The 19,202-nt window shown below is 61.1% G+C and carries 15 protein-coding genes; 8 read left to right on the forward strand and 7 right to left on the reverse strand.

Going from position 1 to position 19,202, the window contains the following annotated elements; translation table 11 throughout:
• The first annotated feature begins 56 nt into the window (after positions 1 to 56).
• Together glmS and AAE484_RS03300 are read left to right on the forward strand one after the other, a co-directional pair.
• The gene (gene glmS / locus AAE484_RS03295; RefSeq protein WP_341936905.1) at positions 57 to 1,886 is read left to right on the forward strand and encodes a glutamine--fructose-6-phosphate transaminase (isomerizing); all 1,830 of its coding nucleotides are present in this window, start codon (positions 57 to 59) and stop codon (positions 1,884 to 1,886) included.
• 33 nt (positions 1,887 to 1,919) lie between these two features.
• Positions 1,920 to 2,921, forward strand: coding sequence for a hypothetical protein (locus AAE484_RS03300; protein WP_341936906.1), 1,002 nt, complete (start codon positions 1,920 to 1,922; stop codon positions 2,919 to 2,921).
• 83 nt (positions 2,922 to 3,004) lie between these two features.
• Here AAE484_RS03300 and AAE484_RS03305 read toward each other — a convergent pair whose 3' ends face one another.
• The 3 genes from AAE484_RS03305 to AAE484_RS03315 all read right to left on the reverse strand — a co-directional run bounded on the left by AAE484_RS03305 (position 3,005) and on the right by AAE484_RS03315 (position 6,030).
• Positions 3,005 to 3,904 (reverse strand): LamG domain-containing protein, encoded by a 900-nt coding sequence (locus AAE484_RS03305; RefSeq protein ID WP_341936907.1) that lies wholly within the window; start codon positions 3,902 to 3,904, stop codon positions 3,005 to 3,007.
• A 263-nt stretch (positions 3,905 to 4,167) separates the two neighbouring features.
• Positions 4,168 to 5,259 carry a transporter substrate-binding domain-containing protein gene (locus AAE484_RS03310; RefSeq protein ID WP_341936908.1) on the reverse strand — a complete coding sequence of 364 codons (1,092 nt, stop codon included), beginning with the start codon at positions 5,257 to 5,259 and terminating at the stop codon, positions 4,168 to 4,170.
• 15 nt (positions 5,260 to 5,274) lie between these two features.
• Positions 5,275 to 6,030, reverse strand: coding sequence for a glucosaminidase domain-containing protein (locus AAE484_RS03315; protein ID WP_341936909.1), 756 nt, complete (start codon positions 6,028 to 6,030; stop codon positions 5,275 to 5,277).
• 295 nt (positions 6,031 to 6,325) lie between these two features.
• Here AAE484_RS03315 and AAE484_RS03320 point away from each other — a divergent pair, with 295 nt between their 5' ends.
• Together AAE484_RS03320 and AAE484_RS03325 are read left to right on the forward strand one after the other, a co-directional pair.
• Complete coding sequence (locus tag AAE484_RS03320) at positions 6,326 to 7,348, forward strand: metal-dependent hydrolase (protein ID WP_341936910.1); 1,023 nt, start codon at positions 6,326 to 6,328, stop codon at positions 7,346 to 7,348.
• Between the two features lie 5 nt (positions 7,349 to 7,353).
• A complete protein-coding gene (locus AAE484_RS03325; protein WP_341936911.1) occupies positions 7,354 to 8,115 on the forward strand; it encodes a TlyA family RNA methyltransferase in 762 nt (253 codons plus the stop codon).
• Here AAE484_RS03325 and AAE484_RS03330 read toward each other — a convergent pair.
• Genes AAE484_RS03330 through AAE484_RS03345 form a run of 4 tightly spaced genes read right to left on the reverse strand, consistent with a single transcriptional unit; the run spans position 8,108 to position 13,114 of the window.
• Positions 8,108 to 10,126: a hypothetical protein gene (locus tag AAE484_RS03330; protein ID WP_341936912.1), complete on the reverse strand. Its 2,019-nt coding sequence runs from the start codon at positions 10,124 to 10,126 to the stop codon at positions 8,108 to 8,110. The two genes, AAE484_RS03325 and AAE484_RS03330, sit on opposite strands and share 8 nt — an antisense overlap.
• 28 nt (positions 10,127 to 10,154) lie before the next feature.
• Positions 10,155 to 11,396, reverse strand: a complete 1,242-nt coding sequence (locus AAE484_RS03335; protein WP_341936913.1) for an ATP-grasp domain-containing protein — start codon at positions 11,394 to 11,396, stop codon at positions 10,155 to 10,157.
• 37 nt (positions 11,397 to 11,433) lie between these two features.
• Entirely contained in the window at positions 11,434 to 12,276 is an 843-nt protein-coding gene (locus AAE484_RS03340; protein WP_341936914.1) for a mechanosensitive ion channel family protein, read from the reverse strand.
• A 22-nt stretch (positions 12,277 to 12,298) separates the two neighbouring features.
• The gene (locus AAE484_RS03345; protein WP_341936915.1) at positions 12,299 to 13,114 is read right to left on the reverse strand and encodes a DUF432 domain-containing protein; all 816 of its coding nucleotides are present in this window, start codon (positions 13,112 to 13,114) and stop codon (positions 12,299 to 12,301) included.
• Between the two features lie 215 nt (positions 13,115 to 13,329).
• On the opposite strand from AAE484_RS03345, the gene AAE484_RS03350 reads away from it, so the two are divergent.
• From AAE484_RS03350 to uvrD, 4 genes are all read left to right on the forward strand, one after another.
• Positions 13,330 to 14,343: a response regulator gene (locus tag AAE484_RS03350; RefSeq protein ID WP_341936916.1), complete on the forward strand. Its 1,014-nt coding sequence runs from the start codon at positions 13,330 to 13,332 to the stop codon at positions 14,341 to 14,343.
• Positions 14,340 to 15,296, forward strand: coding sequence for a GGDEF domain-containing protein (locus AAE484_RS03355; RefSeq protein WP_341936917.1), 957 nt, complete (start codon positions 14,340 to 14,342; stop codon positions 15,294 to 15,296). Before AAE484_RS03350 ends, AAE484_RS03355 begins: the two co-directional genes overlap by 4 nt.
• Before the next feature lie 81 nt (positions 15,297 to 15,377).
• Positions 15,378 to 16,682: a DASH family cryptochrome gene (locus tag AAE484_RS03360; RefSeq protein ID WP_341936918.1), complete on the forward strand. Its 1,305-nt coding sequence runs from the start codon at positions 15,378 to 15,380 to the stop codon at positions 16,680 to 16,682.
• A gap of 169 nt (positions 16,683 to 16,851) precedes the next feature.
• Complete coding sequence (gene uvrD, locus AAE484_RS03365; RefSeq protein WP_341936919.1) at positions 16,852 to 19,050, forward strand: DNA helicase II; 2,199 nt, start codon at positions 16,852 to 16,854, stop codon at positions 19,048 to 19,050.
• Positions 19,051 to 19,202 lie beyond the last annotated feature (152 nt).

The following is a 19,202-nucleotide window of genomic DNA, read 5'->3' on the forward strand; positions in this document are numbered from 1 at the left end:
CAACTCCTACCCCATAAGCAATTTAAGAACCTACAGAATCAGAAAGGAGCAAAAACATGTGTGGCATTGTCGGCGCGGTTGCGCAGCGGGATGTGGTGGATATATTGGTTGAAGGCCTGCGGCGGCTGGAATATCGGGGTTACGACTCCGCCGGGGTGGCCGTGGTGAATAACGGAGAGCTTAAACGCCTGCGACGGCTGGGCAAAGTCAAAGAGCTGTCCGACGCCGTTGAAGGCAGCCCCACGCCCGGCGGTACCGGCATCGCCCATACGCGTTGGGCCACCCACGGCGAGCCGAGTGAGCGTAATGCCCACCCGCACGTCTCCAGCGACCAACTGGCCGTGGTGCACAACGGCATCATCGAAAACCACACCGCCCTGCGGCGCGAGCTGGAGGCGGCCGGCTACCGGTTCGACTCCCAGACCGACACCGAAGTCATCGCCCACCTGGTGCACAAAACGCGAGAGGAAACCGGCGACCTGTTGAGCGCCGTGCAGAAAGCGGTGAAGCAACTTGATGGCGCCTACGGTACCGTGCTGATGGATGCCAAGGACAGCGATCGACTGGTGGTGGCGCGTTCCGGCAGCCCATTGGTGATTGGTCTGGGCATTGGCGAGAACTTTATCGCCTCGGATCAGCTCGCCCTGCTGCCCGTGACCCGCCGCTTCATTTTCCTCGAAGAGGGCGATGTGGCGGAAATCACCCGCACCAGCGTCCGGATCTTTGATAAAGACGGTCAGCCCGTGGAGCGCGAGGAACACGAATCCACCGTCAGCTATGACGCGGGCGACAAGGGCCAGTATCGGCACTTCATGCTCAAGGAGATTCACGAGCAGCCCCAGGCGGTGATCAACACGTTGGAGGGGCGACTGGGCAAAGACACCGTTCTGGATGAGACTTTTGGCAACGGCGCGGCCGAGCTGCTGAAAAAGGTCAAACACGTCCAGATTGTCGCCTGCGGCACCAGCTATCACTCCGCCATGGTCGCCCGCTACTGGCTGGAGTCCCTGGCCAATGTCTCCTGCAACGTGGAAATCGCCAGCGAATTCCGTTACCGGAAATCCGTGGTGCAGCCCGACAGTCTGGTGGTGACCATCAGCCAGTCGGGCGAGACCGCCGACACTCTGGCGGCCCTGCGGCTGGCGAAGGATCTGGGCTATCTGGGCAGCCTGACCATCTGCAATGTGGCCGGCTCCTCACTGGTGCGCGAATCCGATCTGGCATTCATGACCCGCGCCGGGGCGGAGATCGGCGTGGCCTCCACCAAGGCCTTCACCACCCAGTTGGTGGGGCTGGCCATGCTGGTGCTGGCGCTGGGCAAATACAACGGCCTGAGCGCCGAGCAGCAGAGCGACATGGTCCAGGCGCTGAAAAGCCTGCCGGCCAAGCTGGAAGAATCTCTGGCGCTGGCCGAGCATATCGAGGATCTGGCCGAAGAGTTTGCCGACAAGCACCATGCCCTCTTCCTGGGGCGCGGGGATCAGTATCCCATCGCCATGGAAGGGGCGCTCAAGCTCAAGGAAATTTCCTACATTCACGCCGAGGCCTACGCGGCGGGCGAGCTCAAGCACGGGCCCCTGGCCCTGATCGACGCCCAGATGCCCATCATCGTGGTGGCGCCCAACAACGAGCTGCTGGAAAAACTCAAATCCAATGTGGAAGAGGTGCGCGCTCGTGGGGGTATTCTCTACGTTTTCGCCGACGTTGAGGCCAATTTTGAATCCGATGACTCCATGCGGGTGATTGACGTGCCCCATACCCACTCCTGGCTGGCGCCCATCGTCTACACCCTGCCCCTGCAGCTGCTGAGCTATTATGTCGCCATCATCAAGGGCACCGACGTGGATCAACCGCGCAACCTGGCCAAGAGTGTCACGGTGGAATAAGCCCGGTCGATGCCCGGATACCCGAGAGGTGTTTTGAAAACATTACTGATCAGTCTGATGTTGATGGCCGCCCTGGTGCTGGGTGGCCGTTGGTTCTACGAGTACCAGCTGGAACAGCGCCTCGATGGGCAGGCTCAAGCATTGCGGCGAATGGGGGGCGAGCTTACCTACGAGACGGTGACGCTTGCCCCAAATGGTGACATCCGCGTTGAGGACCTGCAGCTGCGCCTCCCGGAGTATGCGGAGTTCCTGAGCATCGACCGGGTGCGGGTGCACACAGGCAGTCTCATCGGCTTTCACCGGGTGGCGTTCGAGCTTTACAACAAGCGTTTGCCTGAGGCTATGGGGCTTTCCATTGACGGTCTGCGAGTGTCGCCCGGAAGTGCCTACTATCCGTCATTGATCGCACCGGTGACCGGCACCCAGAGCCGGTTCACCACAGCCGGCTGCGGTGCCCGTTCGGGATTCAGTGCGCGCGACCTGGAGCCGATGGGCTACACCGAGCTGGTGTTGGACAGCGACTGGCACTACCAGCGAACCGAGGGGGGAATGGACCTGCGGGCCGAGGTGAATACTCGCCAGATGCACAGCCTCTCGACCCACTTATCCCTTGCCCTGCAGATGCCCGACCGCAACCTGACCCGCGCGGGCGTGGCGCTTCTGGGGTCCCGTCTGCGGAGTCTTCACTTGACGTACCACGACCAGGGTTTGGCTCCACGGGTCATGAACTTCTGTCAGGCTGAGACCGGTTTAGACGCTTCCGGGTTTCTGGCCCGACATCTCCAGGCCTGGCAGGAGGCCTGGAACCATCAGGGCCTGGTGGCCGGGGAGGATATGGTTGACGCCTACCGGCAATTCTTACAGCAACCCGATCGCTGGCGTGTCGATATCGACCCGGCCAGCCCACTGCCTCTGGGCCTGTTGCTGGGGGCGGCTCCTGAGCGGTGGTTGCGCCAGCTGGAGCTGTCAGTGTCGGTCAACGAGGCGCCGAAGGTACCGGTGGAGTTGAGGGCCATCGCGGGTGACGCCGAGTAACTCGGAGATCACCGCGGGCACACACAAAAAAACGCCCGCCCATGTTGATGGGCGGGCGTTTTTAATGGTTGAGGTGGTTCTGCTTACTGTCCGTTCAGAGTCGCCACCTGCTCAGCTGTGAGCACGGTATTGTAGATACGCAGTTCATCGATGAGGCCGGTATAGGGCGCATCCGGGAACGGATTGATGGCCAGATGGAAGCTGGCGTTTTCAACAGAGAATACGTTGGGGAACCCTTCATGAGCCACGGCCAGTTGACCGTTGAGGTAGGTGTTCAGTTCACCCGCTTCGCTGTAAGTCATAACCAGATGGCTCCAGGCGCCTGTGGGGATCTGCTCGCCGAAGGTGCCATCAAACCAGCCAGTACCCTGGTCATCACCCGCCCAGAGCATGGTATGCTGGGCATCGCCGGGACCCGCGGGCACCAGGCTGACCCAACTGTTGGCAGTAGCAGCGCCATAGAATGCTGTCGTAAATTGGCTGATAGCGTCCGGGTGCAACCAGATGGAGATTGAGTAGGCGCCCGGTCCGATCAAGCCCTGCGCCAGCTCGACGCCAGAAGTGCCATCAAACGCCACGGCGGTGGAGCCTTCTGCGGCACCCGCGGCATAAGTGACTGAACCGCCCTCGGTACCGGGATTCTCGCCAGTGACCTGGCCTTCCGCAAACGTTCCGGTTTCGTCCATCAGGTTGTCTTCAAAGGCATAGTGAGCCACAAGGCCGGGAATGTCGGCAATCGGATCCTGCTCTTCGGCCGTGGTATCTTCTTCAGTAGTAGTGTCTTCTTCGGTAGTCGTATCTTCCTCAGTAGTGGTGTCTTCTTCGGCCGTGGTATCTTCCTCAGTAGTGGTGTCCTCTTCGGTAGTCGTATCCTCCTCAGTATTGGTGTCTTCTTGAGGGGTGGAACTACCGGATGAGCCGCCGCAGGCGGTGAGGAATGCTGAGAGAAACAACGCGAACAGGAAATACTTGGGTGTGTTCATAATGTGTCTGCCTTATTTGAATCTTAGGGTTATTGTCGAGAGAGACAGCAGAAGCCATATCTATAGATGACCTTCAATATAATACTATAATAGTAAAATGAAATGAGTCCAGCGTTTTAGCAACAAATTGTGGGGAAATGTGCCACAGCCCGGGTTTCTGGGCGCTCAGGAGGGATGAAAACACCGGAGCCGAGGAAAACCTCCGCTCCGGAGGGGCATAATTGTATTATAAATAGGACTATCCCGCGAGACTCGAACGTCGATCAGCCTTCTTCCCGGCCCAGATAGCGCTGCAACAGCGCCTGCCACTCATCGCTGGCGATGACTTCCAACAGCTTCTGGTTCACCGGCCCGCGCAAGTCGCTGCCCTCGGGGAAGGCGATGCCATAGTCCTGGCGCTCAAAGCTGTTGGGCAGCACCTGTATCTGGCGGGCGTCTGACTGATTGGACAGGTACTGAAGAATCGGTTTGTCGTAGACCAGCGCGTCGTAGCGCCCGGCGGCCAACTCATCCAGGGCGAGCGGCAGGTCCTCACGAGGAGTGAAGCCGATACCGCGCTGGCGCAGGTAGTCGGCACTGGCGGAGTGCGCGACGGTGGCCACGCTCACCTGTGGTAAATCGTCCGGCCCCTGCACCCGGCTCTCCAACCGGCTGACCGTCAGACTGGTGGTAATGGCGGCGGTGAAGCTGGAAATCAGGATGATGGCAGCGAACATCCACACCAGCGCCACCACCCGTCCGGCGAAGGTGATCGGCGCCTTGTCGCCGTAACCTACCGTGGTCATGGTGACCGCCGCCCACCAGAAGCTGGCGCCGATGCCTTCGGCCGGGGTGCCGCCGAACATCTCCGCATTCCGGTGCCGTTCGGTCAGCCAGAACACAAAGCCGACGAGCAGCAGTAGGCCGCCCAGAGCCAGAAGGGCGAGCAAAAACTCCCAGGAGAAGAGCCGTTTGATGGTGGTCCAGACCGCACTGCCCTCCCGGGGCGTGGCGATCGCCAGACCCGTTGTGTGGAAGGGGTGAGTGAAGTCGATGACCTCCTCGCGCGCGGCGGTCACGGTGAGCGCCGCGACTGAGGCGTCCAGAGTGCCATTCTGCAGACCGGTGAGCAGCTCCTGCAGCTCCAGCTCGCGCAGCTCGTAGTCCAGATCCAGTTCATCAGCAATCTGTCGCCACAGCTCGATGCTGATGCCGGACAGGCGGCCATCGGCCTCCCGGGTCACAAAAGGCGGTGCGACCTTGGTGCCGACTACCAGGGGCTCAGAGTCGGCACCTTCCGGCTGGGCCTGGACGACTCCCGACACGGCCAGTGTGGATAGCAACAAGACAAACAAAAGCAGCGCGCGCGAATGCATCGGCGTCCCTCCCGGTTATTGGTCGTGCTGGTCGAGTTCATTGTAGCGGATCATCGAGCGCAGCTCTTTGATGTACTCTTCCCCGCGCTCGGAGTACTGCTCCAGGCCGGCGGCGAGTGCCACGCCGGTAATGGGCTCACCCTGATCGCGCAGGCGTTCGCGAATCAGGCGCAGATCTTTATAGGCATTGTGCCGGTTAAGATTCTGCATATAGGATTCAACCGACTGTTTGGGCGTGCCAAAGCTGGCCACTTCGTGGGTTTTACCGGCATCCCGGCTGCTGGGCACAATGCCGCAGCCCTTGGTAAAACACCACTGGCCGAAGTAGTTGTAGCCCTCGAGCGAAAAGCGTGATGTCCCCCAGGCGCTCTCGTTGGCCGCCTGCGCCAGCGCCAGTGACGGCGGCACCTTGTCCAAGCGGCGCAGCAGCAGGTTCCAGTGAGTCTCGTTTTGCGGGTCAAATTCTGAAATATTGAGGCGGCTACCCAGCTCTTGCAGGTCGCGCTTCTCGCCGCTGCTGAGTGAGTCGGCGCGTTCACTCCACTCTTTGACGCGCTCGCGGGTTTGCAGAATCTCCTGATTGCGCTGTTCTACCAAGGGCAGAAAATAACCGAAAAAAGCCTCTTTGCGCTCATTGCCCGCCGGGTATTGGGAGAAGTCGGGGACGTCCACTTTGGGCTGGCTGGCCCAATATCCCACCACGATCACAACAACAAGGGCAACGACCGCGATGGCGACGCTGAGCCTGATTTTCTGCACTGAAGTCAGCATAAAATATCCTCCGATGAATCGGGGGCTGCGTATTTTTTCACTTCTCAGCCCCGCTTTTTGCAATGAAATTTTAGCAAGGACAGGGATACGTGATAAAAGCCTCCCCGGATGACTCTTTTGCGACATTCGGTGCGTAACATCCACCTCGGGTTTGCACTGGTTGACGCTTTTGAGCGCCTGCTTATTAAAGTTTAGTACACCTGCAGGTAGAGCCAATCGGTCATTTCAGCGCCGCTCAATTCACAATCATCACGGGAGTGTTATATTGACGCGCTCTCGAGCTACAGGATTGTCTATGGATTCGCTCACACAAATGGCCCTGGGCTCTGCCGTGGGCGTCGCGGTCATGGGCCGGCGGGTATCGCCCTGGCGAGCGGCTCTGGTGGGCGCCCTTTACGGCACCCTGCCCGACCTGGATTCGTTGATCGATTACGGCGATCCCATCCGCAACATGACGTTTCATCGCGGCTTCAGTCATTCACTGCTTTATCTCACGCTGCTCTCGCCGCTGCTGGCCTGGATCAGCGCCCGCTGTTCAGTTCGTCGGGGGCTGTTTCGGCACTGGTGGTGGGCCATCTGGCTGATACTGATGACCCACGTCTTACTCGATACCCTCACGGTGTACGGAACCCAGTTCGCCCAGCCCTTTACCGACCATCCGTTTGGCCTGGCCAGTCTGTTTATCATTGATCCCTTTTACACGCTGCCGCTATTGCTCGGGTTGGGATTCGGTCTGGCCCGCCATCGGCGCTGGAACAGACTCGGGTTGGCCGTCAGTAGCCTGTACATTGTCTGGAGTCTGGGCGCTCAACAGTATGTAGAATATCGGGTGGACCGCCAGCTGGCGGCCAGTGACTGGCCGGTCGAGCGGCGACTGGTGACGCCCACGCCCTTCAACACCCTGCTCTGGCGCGTGCTGGTGATGACGCCGGAGGGCTATCGGGAAGGCTTCTATTCGCTGGTGGATGGCGAGCGGGCGATCGATTTCGACCGCTTTGAGCGCAACACGGATCTCTACCGAGAGCTGCGCGACCTCTGGGGTGTGCGGCGCATGGCCTGGTTCAGTCACGGCTTTTTCAGAATGCAGGAGCGGGACGGCCAGGTCCGGATTACCGACCTGCGCATGGGCCAGGAGCCTTACTACAGTTTCAACTTTGTGGTGGCCGAGCGCACGCCGACTGGCCTGGAGCCAGTGCCCTACGAGCTTGAGACGGAGCGCCCGGATATCGGTGCCAGTCTGCGCTGGCTGGGCCGGCGGGCAATGGGAAGCCCCCTGCCGCCGCCGCGCGAGCGGGCGACCACCAACCCTTTGGAGTAATAGTATTGGAGCGACTCGACAAGCAATTGGTTGAACAGGGACTGGCGAGCTCCCGGACCCAGGCTCAGCGCCTGATCGAGACCGGCCGGGTCGAGATCAACCGGGCCGGCCGCTGGCAGCTGGAGAAAAAAGCCAGTATCAAGCTGTCACCCGAGGTGGAGCTGCGCGTGTTGCCCGGGTCCGAGGATCGCTATGTCTCCCGGGGCGGGCTGAAACTGCAGGGCGCCCTGGAGCAGGCCGGGCTCAACCCGGACCGGATGACCGTACTGGATGTGGGTCAGTCCACGGGTGGCTTTACCGACTGCCTGCTGCAGTCTGGCGCGCGCAAGGTGGTGGGTGTGGACGTCGGCCGTGAGCAGCTGGTACCGGCGTTGCGGGAGGATCCACGGGTGGCGTTCTACGAGGGCATTAATGCCCGGCAGCTGCCGTTAGAGGAGTTACTCTGGCAGTCGCCGGGGGGCTTTGATCTGGTAGTGATGGACGTGTCGTTTATTTCCCAGACGCTGATCCTGCCCGGTCTACCGGCGCTGCTCAGGCCCGGCGGCCGTCTGCTCAGCCTGGTGAAACCCCAGTTTGAGGTGGGTCGAGACGGGATCGGCAAGGGCGGCATTGTACGCGATGCCGGCCTTTACCGGGACGTGGAGGCCAAGATCCGGTCGGCATGCGAGTCACTGGGACTGATCGTCGAGGACTATTTTGCCAGCCCGATTACCGGCGGGGACGGTAATCGGGAGTTCTTTGTCGCGGCACAAAAACCGGTCAACTGACACTCGCCTGCAGCTCTTCGGGGGGCACGCGGGTCGCCCCCCAGCTGCGGTAGATGTAGCCTTTGACCTGCTGCAGCTCGTCCTCGCTGACGTTGGCCAGTTCGCCGCGCTCCAGCGGATCGTAGTGGAAAATATACAGCCGCGAGGCGAACTGCTCGAACGGCAGTGAGGACTCGCCGAATCGCTCGCCGTTGCCCGCCGTGCTCACCTCAACGCTGTCGCCCCAGTTCTGGCCACTGTCATTGTTGGGGTTATAGAAATACACCCGCATGACATCCTTGGGGTCCAGCACCACACGCAGGACCGTGATCGCATGCCAGCCGACAAAACGGGCGGCGCTGTCGGTGACGGCGATGCCCGCCGGTTGCGGATGAATCAGCGGCTGATTGCCGTTGTAGTAGGGGTGATAACTGGCATAGAAATGCCGCAGAAAGTCATCCAGCTGATCCAGTTGACCGGTTTCCACATCCACATTGATGCGAAAGCCCCGGCCCGACCACCAGCCGTGAAACTCCGGGTTCACCCAGCGGTGGGGGTCGCCCTCGCGTCCCAGGCACCGCCGGCCCATCTCGGCGTAAATCCGGTCCAGATGCGGGACCACCAGCAGCGAGACCGGGTCCAGATCCATGGGGATTTCGGTGGCGACACCGGAGAGGCTTTCCCGTGAGGAAATCGGCTGGCCTTCAAAGTGAATGATGATCTCGTCATCGCGGGCGGCCCAGACCACCATCTGCAGCAGATAGTCCGGGTCGTTGTAGGCCCACATGGACAGCGCCCGGGCCGACTGACAGGTGGGGTTGTTGCCCTGCCCGACGCCCAGCGGTTGCCCCAGCATGCACAGCACGCCCTGCATCAGCCAGGCGCGCGGTGAAGGTTGCGGGCCAAAGGCGAGCGTCAGGCGCTCCTCGGAATAGGGCGAGAGCGGCAGCGCCAACTGTCGCCAGAGGGCGGGCGCGGCCGGGGGCTGGTACAGGGTGCCCCGCTCCAGCAGCAGTGCCAGGCCATAAATACTCTGGGCCGTCTGCGGGTGCACCGCCTCATTGATCATGGCGCGCACCAGCTCGCCGTAGCACAGCAGGCAGTCGCGCCCGGTGCTGGACAGCCCCATGGCTTCGGACACCAGGTGATCGCCGTGCTCGAGCAGGTAGCGCAGCAACACCGCGTGATAGGGCGAGACCAGGCCGGTATCGTGCATGGCCCGGGCAAAGCCGGTGGCCTCGTACTGCAGCGCCCCGGAATCCATGCTCTCCAGCCGTTCCAGGTAGACGTTCACGCCGGGGTCTTCCCGACAGGCCTGGGTGGTGCCGTAGAGGCTGCTGATCAGCCGGTCCGCGCCCTGGCCGCTGACCCCCAGGTCGATCTCGGGGTTGGCCTGACAGACGGCAATCTGGGTGATCATCTGCTTGACGCTGTCCACCTGGATGGGACGCTGCTGCAGGATGCGCCAGATCTCCTCGATCAGCTTGTCGATCACGTGCTCGTAGCCAATGCGATCGGCCAGGTGGCGGAACAGGAACCGGCTGACCTGGGCCAGTTTGCCCTGTTGTTCGCGCTCGGCTTCGCTGATGGAGCCGAACAGCAGCTCCAGGTTGATGGCCAGTACCTGCGTCAGGTAGTGGTGGGCCTGCTCGGCCGACATGCTCGGGTGCACGTAATCGCCCAAGGCAATCGCTAGCAGACGCAGTTCGCTCAGCGCCTCGATCACCACCGTGTCGGCATCCGGGCTTTTGAGCGAATAGGTGGTGAGGGAGGGAATCAGGATCTGGGGCTGGGCCCAGTCCGAGCCCATGAACACCCCGGCCTCTTCGAGCTGCTGGGCCCGGGCTTCCACCCGGGCGCAGCCTCCCTCCACCTGCAGCAGACGGCGCGCGCTGTCAAACACCCGCCGAATCTTGGTGTGCTTGGCAAAGTCGCGCGCGTCCGCCAACGTCTGAACGGCGTTGTCCAGCTTTTCGGTCAGGCTATCCAGTTTGGCGGTGTCACCCGTCTGGTTTACCTCGGGATCACTCAAGTGGCCTCCTGTCTACAATTAAGCCACATTATACATAGAAATCGAGTTCTTCCTGCTGTTTCAACAAGTCCCGCATGGTGTGGGGATCCTTGCCGAAGAAGTACACCAAGCCCCAATGGGTGCCAAAGGCGGTGCGCTTGGTCACGGTTTCCTCGAGCGGTGCGTTCAGCTCGTGCGACTCGAAGTAATCGTGATCCTCGGTTTCCTCGGGGATCTGCAGTTTGCTTACCACCCGGCGGCGCGGGTAAACCCCGAAACAGCCGGCCACCCCTTTGGCGTCCACCACCTCTTTGGGGAAGAAGCTGGTAATTTCCTCCTCGGTGGTTTTGGGGTCAAAGGCCATGATCATGCCCTGATAGGCATTGAAGCCGTAGGCGCGCTCGAGCAGCTCAAATACTTTGAAGCCCGGCGGACGATAGGCCACCTCGCCAAAGTACATTTCGCCGTCATTGGTCACAAAGTACTCGGGGTGGACAAAGCCGAATTCGATATCAAAGGTTTTGATCAGTTTCTCGATCTGCTCCACGATCTGCGGGCGATACTTTTCCAGCTCCGGTGTGGCCGGGACAAACACTGAATAACCCAGTGTGACGTATTCGGAGATGTTGAGAAACCGGATTTTGCCATTGTGAACCCAGGCCTCGACGGCAAACTCCCAGCCGTCGAGGTGTGACTCCATCAGCACCGGAAACTCTTCGTCGGGAATGGTATCGACTTCATCGGGGGTGCGAATCACCCGGTGGCCCAGACAGCCGGCTTTGTCAAACGCCTTGAGGTGAATCGGGTCGTTGGGGTCGCCATCGAGCTTGAGCAGGGTCTGGTTGACCCGCTTGAGAAAGCGCACCACATCGTCTTTGTCGTGAGCTTCTTCAAAAATGCCCACGCGAATGCCGCCCAGCTGTGCGCGGCGCTTCATCAAGGCTTTATCGCGCAACAACATGGATTGTCCGAACAGGCGGGGGTTGTCCATCAGTACCGAGTTGATCGCACCGGCCCACTCCACGGTCTCTTCAAACAGTGGAATGGACACGTCGACGCCCATGTCTTTGAGGGTCTGGGCGATCTCCATTGAACGATCATTGAGCCGCTCAAAATTCCAGGGAACGTAGGGAATGTCGTGTTTTTCGCAATACTCTTCGGCCCAGTCGGGAGCGACGACCACATAGCGCCGATCAAACTTGTCGGCGGCTTCGACCGCATTCAAGCTCCAGCCCAACAGGGCGATGTAGCCCTTCTCAGGGTTAAAATTGTCGGCTTCGCGCTTGCTCATCTAGCTTCCTCCTGGTTCAACGGGTTAACCCGCTACGCTACTCTTTTTCGGGCTCGGAAACCACCCGGACCGGGAAAGGTTCGGTTTGGCTGCCGGCGTACAATGTGCGATGCGGGAAGGGGATTTCAATGCCGGCTTCGTCAAAAGCGACCTTTATTTCTTCCTGGATGGTGTTGCGCAAATCGCGGAAATTCTCCCGCGTTGCCCAGACCGAAAACTGCAGGGTCAGGGCCGAATCCCCAAAGCCGGTAAACAGAAACAGGGGCTCGGGTTCGTCCAGACATAACGGGTTTTTATCCGCCACTGCCTTCAGCGTGTCACGCACTTTTGCAATATTTTCCTTATAAGCCACGCCGAGCAGTAAATCAAAACGACGGATCGGAAAACGGGTCAGGTTGGTCATTTCGGTTTTGATCAGACTCTCGTTGGGAATGCGCACAAACAGGTTGTCGAAGGTGCGTAACTTGACCGAGAGCAGATCGATCGACAGGACTTCGCCCACGGTGGGACCCACCTGGATGAGATCCCCCAGCTGAAACGGTTTTTCGGCCACCAGAAACAGGCCGCTGATCAGGTTGGAGGCGGAGGTCTGTGATGCGAAACCGATGGCCACGGTCAGAATCCCTGCCGCACCGAGCAGCACACTCAGACTGAAGCCCAGATGCCGCATCGCGGAGGCCAGAAACAGGCCGAGCAGAATCCAGTAGATGAGCCGCTTCAACAGCGTACTGTGGTGCGGACTCATGTGCCGGATCATGATTTTATAGGCACTGCGGGCCACCAGTCCGGCCACGAAAAAACCGATAACAATCAGAATGGCCGCGCGAATCACGGGAATGAACGGCCGATAGGTTTCCAGAGTGAGTAAGGTGTCCAACATGGTTTGATCTCTTGGGGTGATCCTAGTCGCTGAATATGCGGGTGAAGGCACGCACAAGACCCTGGGTCTGTGCCATCTCCTGCGCCGGAGACAACCGCTCCAGTCCCTCAGGCGCCGGCCCGACGACCAGGTTCGCCAGCGGGTTGTCATCGGTATGCTGGAGGCTGATGGGGTCGGTCCACAGAGCGCCCCGGTCACTGCCGTAAACGGCGAGACAGGGCAGAGGGATACTCAGCCGGTCGATGGTCAACCATTGATTGGAGCGATTCTCGATGGTGACCGGCGTCACCGCCCGATGGGGCCGCAGGGGCAGCTCATCGCGGCTGTGGCGCGCTTCGGTTCGGGCGGCGTAACACAGCTCTCCGTTGCGCGTATCGGGGCCGAACCAGGTGTCGGACAGGCGCAGGCTGGGCAGGGCTTCCAGAAGCAACTCGGGCTCCCGCGGTGACTCGGGTGTCAGCAACAGCACCGCGACACTCACCGGCGAGCTGATAAAGAACGTCGTTTTCTGCTTTGCGGGAATTTGCACCGGTTGCCGGGTTTTGACCACCAGCGGCCGGTCCAGCAGCCGGGGTTTGAGGCGGAACGCCTCGGGGCTTCGGTCAAAGACATAGCGGCTGGGCACCAGGTGCTCGGGGGGCTCCCCGGCCGGCTCGCTGGTACAGAGGGTGCTCTCGGTCAGGTCGTCGGCCTGCTCCCAGGCCAGGGACCATTCGCTTTCCCGGCGCCGCAGAAAAACCGACAGGGGGCCAATGGTGCAGCGCCAGAGGCGGTCGGTTGCCAGTGTCTGTGGGTGCCACCAGGCGCTGAATTCACGTTCGGGTGTTGCGGTGTTCATCGCTGAAAATCTCTGGGGTATCAATACGCTGTCACTTTACACTAATTTCCGCTCATTTCCGGTCCCGGGGAGTCGGTTGCGCGCTGTCGCCACTCTGCACCCCGAATTTGATCGTGTCGGGCATTGGTCGTGCACCAAGCTGTTACACTTGATGTTACAGAAAGACGCTCGATCGGAGCGATTCGTGCACAATGACACTGGCGAAACACCGGCCTATGACCACTCCCCTGCTGATCTGTGATGATTCACTGGTTGCGCGCAAACAGATGCGTCGAGCACTCCCCGCTGACTGGGACGTGACCGTCACTTATGCTCAAGACGGAAGGCAGTGCCTGGAGCAGTTGCGGTCCGGCGCCGGGGACATCCTCTTCCTGGATCTGAACATGCCCGTGATGGATGGCTATGAAGTGCTGCAGGCCATTCGTGAAGAGGACCTGTCGACTCTGGTGGTGGTGGTCTCGGGCGATATCCAGCCCGAGGCGCAAAAGCGGGTGCGTCGGTTGGGGGCGATTGCCCTGATGCGCAAGCCGGTGGCGGCAGAGGATCTGCAGACCCTGCTGGCCGATTTCGGGCTCTATTCTCCCACTTCAGGCGGCGCTTGCGAGCTGGACCCCGCGCCCGAGTCTGAACCCGAAGCTGGCTGGATCGATATCCTGCAGGAACAAGCCAATATCGCCATGGGCCAGGCCGGCGATCGGCTGGCCCGCCTTTTGGGGGTGTTTGTCGAGCTGGCGGTGCCGCGGGTCAACACGCTCGCGGCCAGCGAGCTGCACATGGCGCTCTCGGTGGGCAGCACCCACACAAAGTGGTCCGGTGTGTGTCAGGGGTTTGTCGGCGGAGGCCTGGCGGGAGAGGCGCTGTTGCTGTTCAGTGACAGCAGTATTGAAGACATGAGCACCCTGCTCGGTTACACCCTTAATGAAACCGAGCACCGGGATATCGAAGTTCTGATGGACCTCTCCGGCATTCTCGCCGGGGCATTTCTCGGGGGGCTGGGGCAACAGCTGGACCTGTCTCCACGCCTGAGCCACCCGGTGGTGCTGGGCACTCATGTGCATATGGATGACCTCCTGCAGGCCAACAAAAGCCGGTGGGAACAACTGCTGACCATTGAGCTGTCATTCGCGGTGGAGGGCCACGATATCGTGGGCAATCTGTTACTGCTGTTGACCGAGGACTCCATTCCCCGCCTGCGGCAGACCCTGGACTATCTACAGGAGGCTTCATGACCCAGCCGGAATTTGCCCTACAGGACATTCACTGGCTGATGGATCTGTTGCAGACCGTGGAGGTGGGCATCGTGGTCCTGGACCAGCATTACAAGGTTCGCGCCTGGAATGGCTTCATGGAAAATCACAGCGGCCTGTCGGCCGGGGAGACGCAGGGCCACAACCTGTTCACCCTCTTTCCCGACCTGCCGGTGCACTGGCTCGAGCGGAAAATTTCGACCGTCCGCCTGCTCAACACCCGAACCTTCAGCAGTTGGGAGCAGCGCCCCTACCTGTTCCGTTTTCGCAATCGCCGGCCGATCACCGGGATTGAACCCTTCATGTACCAGAACATCACTTTCTTTCCTCTGACCGACCTCAACGGCGAGGTGGACTCGGTGTGCCTGCTGATTTACGACGTCACCGACATGGCCAGCAACCGCCGACAACTGGAGCGCAGCAACGCCCAGCTGACCCGTCTGAGTCAGATCGATGGCCTCACCGGGTTGTTCAACCGCTCCACCTGGGAGGCGTTTCTGGACACCGAGTTTCAGCGTAATCACCGCTACGGCTCCGAGGCGGCGCTGGTGATGCTGGATATCGACCACTTCAAGCCCATCAACGATACCTACGGTCACCCGGCGGGGGACGAAGTCATCCGCACCATCAGCCGCCTGATCCGGCACAATCTGCGCCAGCCCGACATCGCCGGGCGCTATGGGGGAGAGGAGTTTGCGGTGATTCTGCCCGAGACCGACCGGGAGGGAGCGCATTGCTTTGCCGAGCGTATCCGCGAGGTGGTGGAGCAACAGGTGATCCCCTGCGATTCGGCCGACCTGCAGGTGACCCTGAGCCTGGGAGTGGCGACAGCCTCACCCGATTTTGCCTCGGCCGACGACTGGCTGAAGACTGCCGATAAGGCACTCTATATCTCCAAAGAGTCCGGTCGCAACCGGGTGTCGGTGCTGGACTGAACCGGCCCCTTGATCCGGCGCCGGGCGGCCAGCGTAAAGCCTGTGGCAACACACTGTTGCGACCGCGAGGGGAGAAAGTGAATGCGACGGGTGGGGCTCTACTGGTTTGGCAACGATCTTAGGCTGACAGACCAGCCCGGCCTGGTGCGCGCGGCGCGCGAAGTGGATGAACTCATCTGCGTCTACCTGGTGAATCCCGACTGGTTCAGACCCTCCCGCTACAGCTCGACCCGGCCTCTGGGTCGGCGGCGCGAACAGTTTCTGCTCGAATCGCTGCGGGCGCTGGATGAACGTCTGCGCCCGCTCGGGCAGCGGCTGAACGTGGCCTGGGCCCGGCCGCTGGATGTCATTCCCACCCTGATCGCCCGCTACCACCTGACCCATATTTATCGCAGCCGTCACCCCGGCTTTGATGAGGCGCGCGAATGGCGCTGGCTCTGGGACCACTACCCGCAACTGGAGTTTGTCGAAGTGGAAAACCAGACGCTGTTTGAGTCCCATCAGCTGGGCGACGGGGCGCTGCCCGCCACCTTCTCCGCCTTTCGTCGACAGATGCAAAATACCGCCGCGGCCGAGCCGGTGGCGGAACTCGAGCAATTGCCCGCCGGGCCGGAATTTTCCGGCGCCCGCCCGCCGCAACCCAAAGCCCATGACGGGGCGTTTATCGGTGGAGAGACTCCGGCGCGGCGACACCTGAACCGCTACTTCAACAGTGATCTTCCCCGTCGCTATAAACTCGATCGAAATGAGCTCGATGGTTGGGACCACTCCACCAAGTTCTCTCCCTGGCTGGCGATGGGGTGCCTGTCTCCGCGCCAGCTACTCTCGCAGCTGCGCGCCTACGAGTCCCGCAAGGGGGCCAATGAGTCCACTGAATGGATCCACTTCGAGTTGCTCTGGCGGGAGTACTTCCACTGGTCGGCGCGCGAGCTGGGCTCCGATCTCTTCCGTTTTGGCGGTCGCGCGCGCCGCCGCCCGAATACCAGCTTCTACCCCGAACGCTTCCGCAAATGGTGCGACGGCAACACGCCCTACCCGTTAGTTAACGCCTGCATGCGCCAACTCAATCACACCGGCTATATGTCCAACCGCGGGCGGCAACTGGTGGCCAGCTGTCTGGTGAACGAACTGTCGCTGGACTGGCGCTACGGGGCCGCCTATTTCCAGGAGCAGCTGCTGGACTACGATGTGGGCTCCAACTGGGGCAACTGGCAGTACATCGCGGGGGTGGGGGCCGATCCGCGCGGTGGCCGGCATTTCAACCTGGCCAAGCAGGCCGCCCAGTACGATCCGGACGGGGCGTTTGTCGCCAGGTGGGGCGGCGCCGGCGGCGATGCCCAGCTCGACTCGGTGGATGCCGCCGACTGGCCCATCACCCGGGATTAACCCCGGGCTTGACAGTCCTGTTGCGGAATCTGTACGTTTAACCAGTTTTTCAGAGCCGATGCCCTGAAATTCCGGTCCAAACGGAGTAAACTACGGCGCTTCGGTTCCGCCCGGCTCGTCGGCCCGGACGCCGTTTTCAGTCAATCACCGCAACCCTTTTCGGATCCCCATGGACGTTTCAGCCCTGCTCAATGATTTGAACGATGCCCAACGCGAGGCCGTCTCCGCGCCCCCGGTCAACCAGCTGATTCTGGCTGGCGCCGGCAGCGGCAAGACGCGCGTGCTGGTGCATCGCATTGCCTGGCTCATCCAGGTTGAGCAGGTCTCGCCCTACTCCATCCTGGCGGTGACCTTTACCAACAAGGCCGCCCGGGAAATGCGGGCCCGGCTGGAAGCGCTGCTTTCGGCCACCGGCCAGCCGGTCAACACCCGCAGCATGTGGGTGGGCACCTTCCACGGGCTGGCGCACCGGCTGCTCAAGGCGCACTGGAAAGACGCCGGCCTGCCGCAGAATTTTCAGATTCTCGACAGTGACGATCAGCTGCGCCTGATCAAGCGGGTCTACCAGCGTCTGGAGCTGGATGAGAGCAAGTGGCCCTATCGCCAGGCTCAGTGGTTCATCAACGGACAGAAAGATGAGGGGCTGCGGCCGCAGCATATTGTCGACAATGGCGACCCCTTTGTGCGGGTCATGCTGTCCATTTACCGGGCCTACGAAGAGGACTGTCAGCGCGGCGGCCTGGTGGATTTCGCCGAGCTGCTGCTGCGCGCGCACGAGCTCTGGCTGCACAAGCCGCACCTGCTCGAGCACTACCAGCGCCGCTTTCCCTACATGCTCGTGGACGAATTCCAGGACACTAACAGCATCCAGTACGCCTGGCTTCGGGTCCTGGCCGGCAACAGCGCCCGGGTCACCGCCGTGGGCGACGACGACCAGTCCATCTACGGCTGGCGCGGCGCGCGGATTGAAAACATCCAGCGCTTTACCGACGACTTTCCCGGCAGCCGCACCATCCGCCTCGAGCAGAATTACCGCTCCACCGGCACCATTCTCAAGGCCGCCAACGCCGTGATCGCCAACAACTTTGGGCGGCTGGGCAAACAACTCTGGACCGACGGCGAAGAGGGCGAACCCATCTCCCTGTATGCCGCCTTCAACGAGCAGGACGAGGCGCGCTTTATCGTCGAGCGCATCCAGGACTGGGTCAAAGAGGGCAACAGCTACTCCAGCTGCGCGATCCTCTACCGCTCCAACGCCCAGTCCCGGGTGCTGGAAGAAGCGCTGCTGCGCGACGGCATGGCCTATCGCATCTACGGCGGTCAGCGCTTCTACGAGCGGCTGGAAATCAAAAACGCCCTGGCCTACATGCGCCTGATCGCCAACCCGAACGACGACGCCGGTTTCGAGCGGGTGATCAATACCCCGACGCGCGGCATCGGCGGCAAAACCCTGGATGCCATCCGCGAGTGCGCGCGCGAGCAGAACCTCTCGCTCTGGCAGGCCTCGGAGCAGATTCTGACCAACCGCGCCTTGCCCCCTCGTGCCAGCAATGCCCTGCAGAGCTTTGTCGATCTGGTCCGCTCCCTGAGCGACAAAACCACCGAACAGACCCTGGGCGACGTGGCCCAGGCCGTCCTGGATGACACCGGCCTGTTCGACTTTCACGGCAAGGAAAAAGGCGAAAAAGGTCAGGCCCGGGAAGAAAACCTGCAGGAACTGGTCAACGCCTGCCGCGGGTTTGATCCGGATGAAGAGGAAGAGCTCTCCATCCTGCAACAGTTTCTGGACACCGCCGCGCTGGACGCCGGCGAAACCCAGGCGGACGAATTTGAAGACGCCGTCCAGCTGATGACGCTGCACTCGGCCAAGGGCCTGGAATTTCCGCTGGTGTTTCTGGCCGGGGTGGAAGAAAATCTGTTCCCGCACAAAATGTCCATGGAAGACCCGGACCGGCTGGAAGAAGAGCGGCGCCTCTGCTACGTCGGCCTGACCCGGGCCATGGAGCGACTGTACATCAGCTACGCCGAAACCCGGCGCCTGTACGGCAGCGAAACCTTCAACGCCCTGTCGCGCTTTGTGCGGGAAATCCCGAGCGAACTGATCCAGGAAGTGCGCCTGAAAACCTCGGTCACCCGCCCGGTGGGTTACGGTCAGAACCACTACGGCCAACCCCAGGGCACCCGCCTGACCGACACGGGCGAGGAGACCGGCTTCCACCTGGGCCAGCGGGTGATGCACGCCATCTTTGGCGAGGGGGTGATCCTGCACTTCGAAGGCCAGGGTGCCCACGCACGGGTCCAGGTCAATTTCGACAACGAAGGCAGCAAATGGCTGGTCATGCAATACGCCAAACTGGAAGCTTTGTAGAACACAATCAATTGAAGGGTACGAAGTAGAAGGGGCACGCGTTGGGGTAAGGCGTTTCAAGACACGTGGCAAGTACATCCCTGTAACTCGTCAACACTAGTCCCGCGGTTGACGGTCTTGAAACGCCTTACCCCAACCCGAGCCGTACGTTG

The organism is Marinimicrobium sp. C2-29 (genome assembly GCF_038419845.1).
Classification (GTDB): domain Bacteria; phylum Pseudomonadota; class Gammaproteobacteria; order Pseudomonadales; family Cellvibrionaceae; genus Marinimicrobium.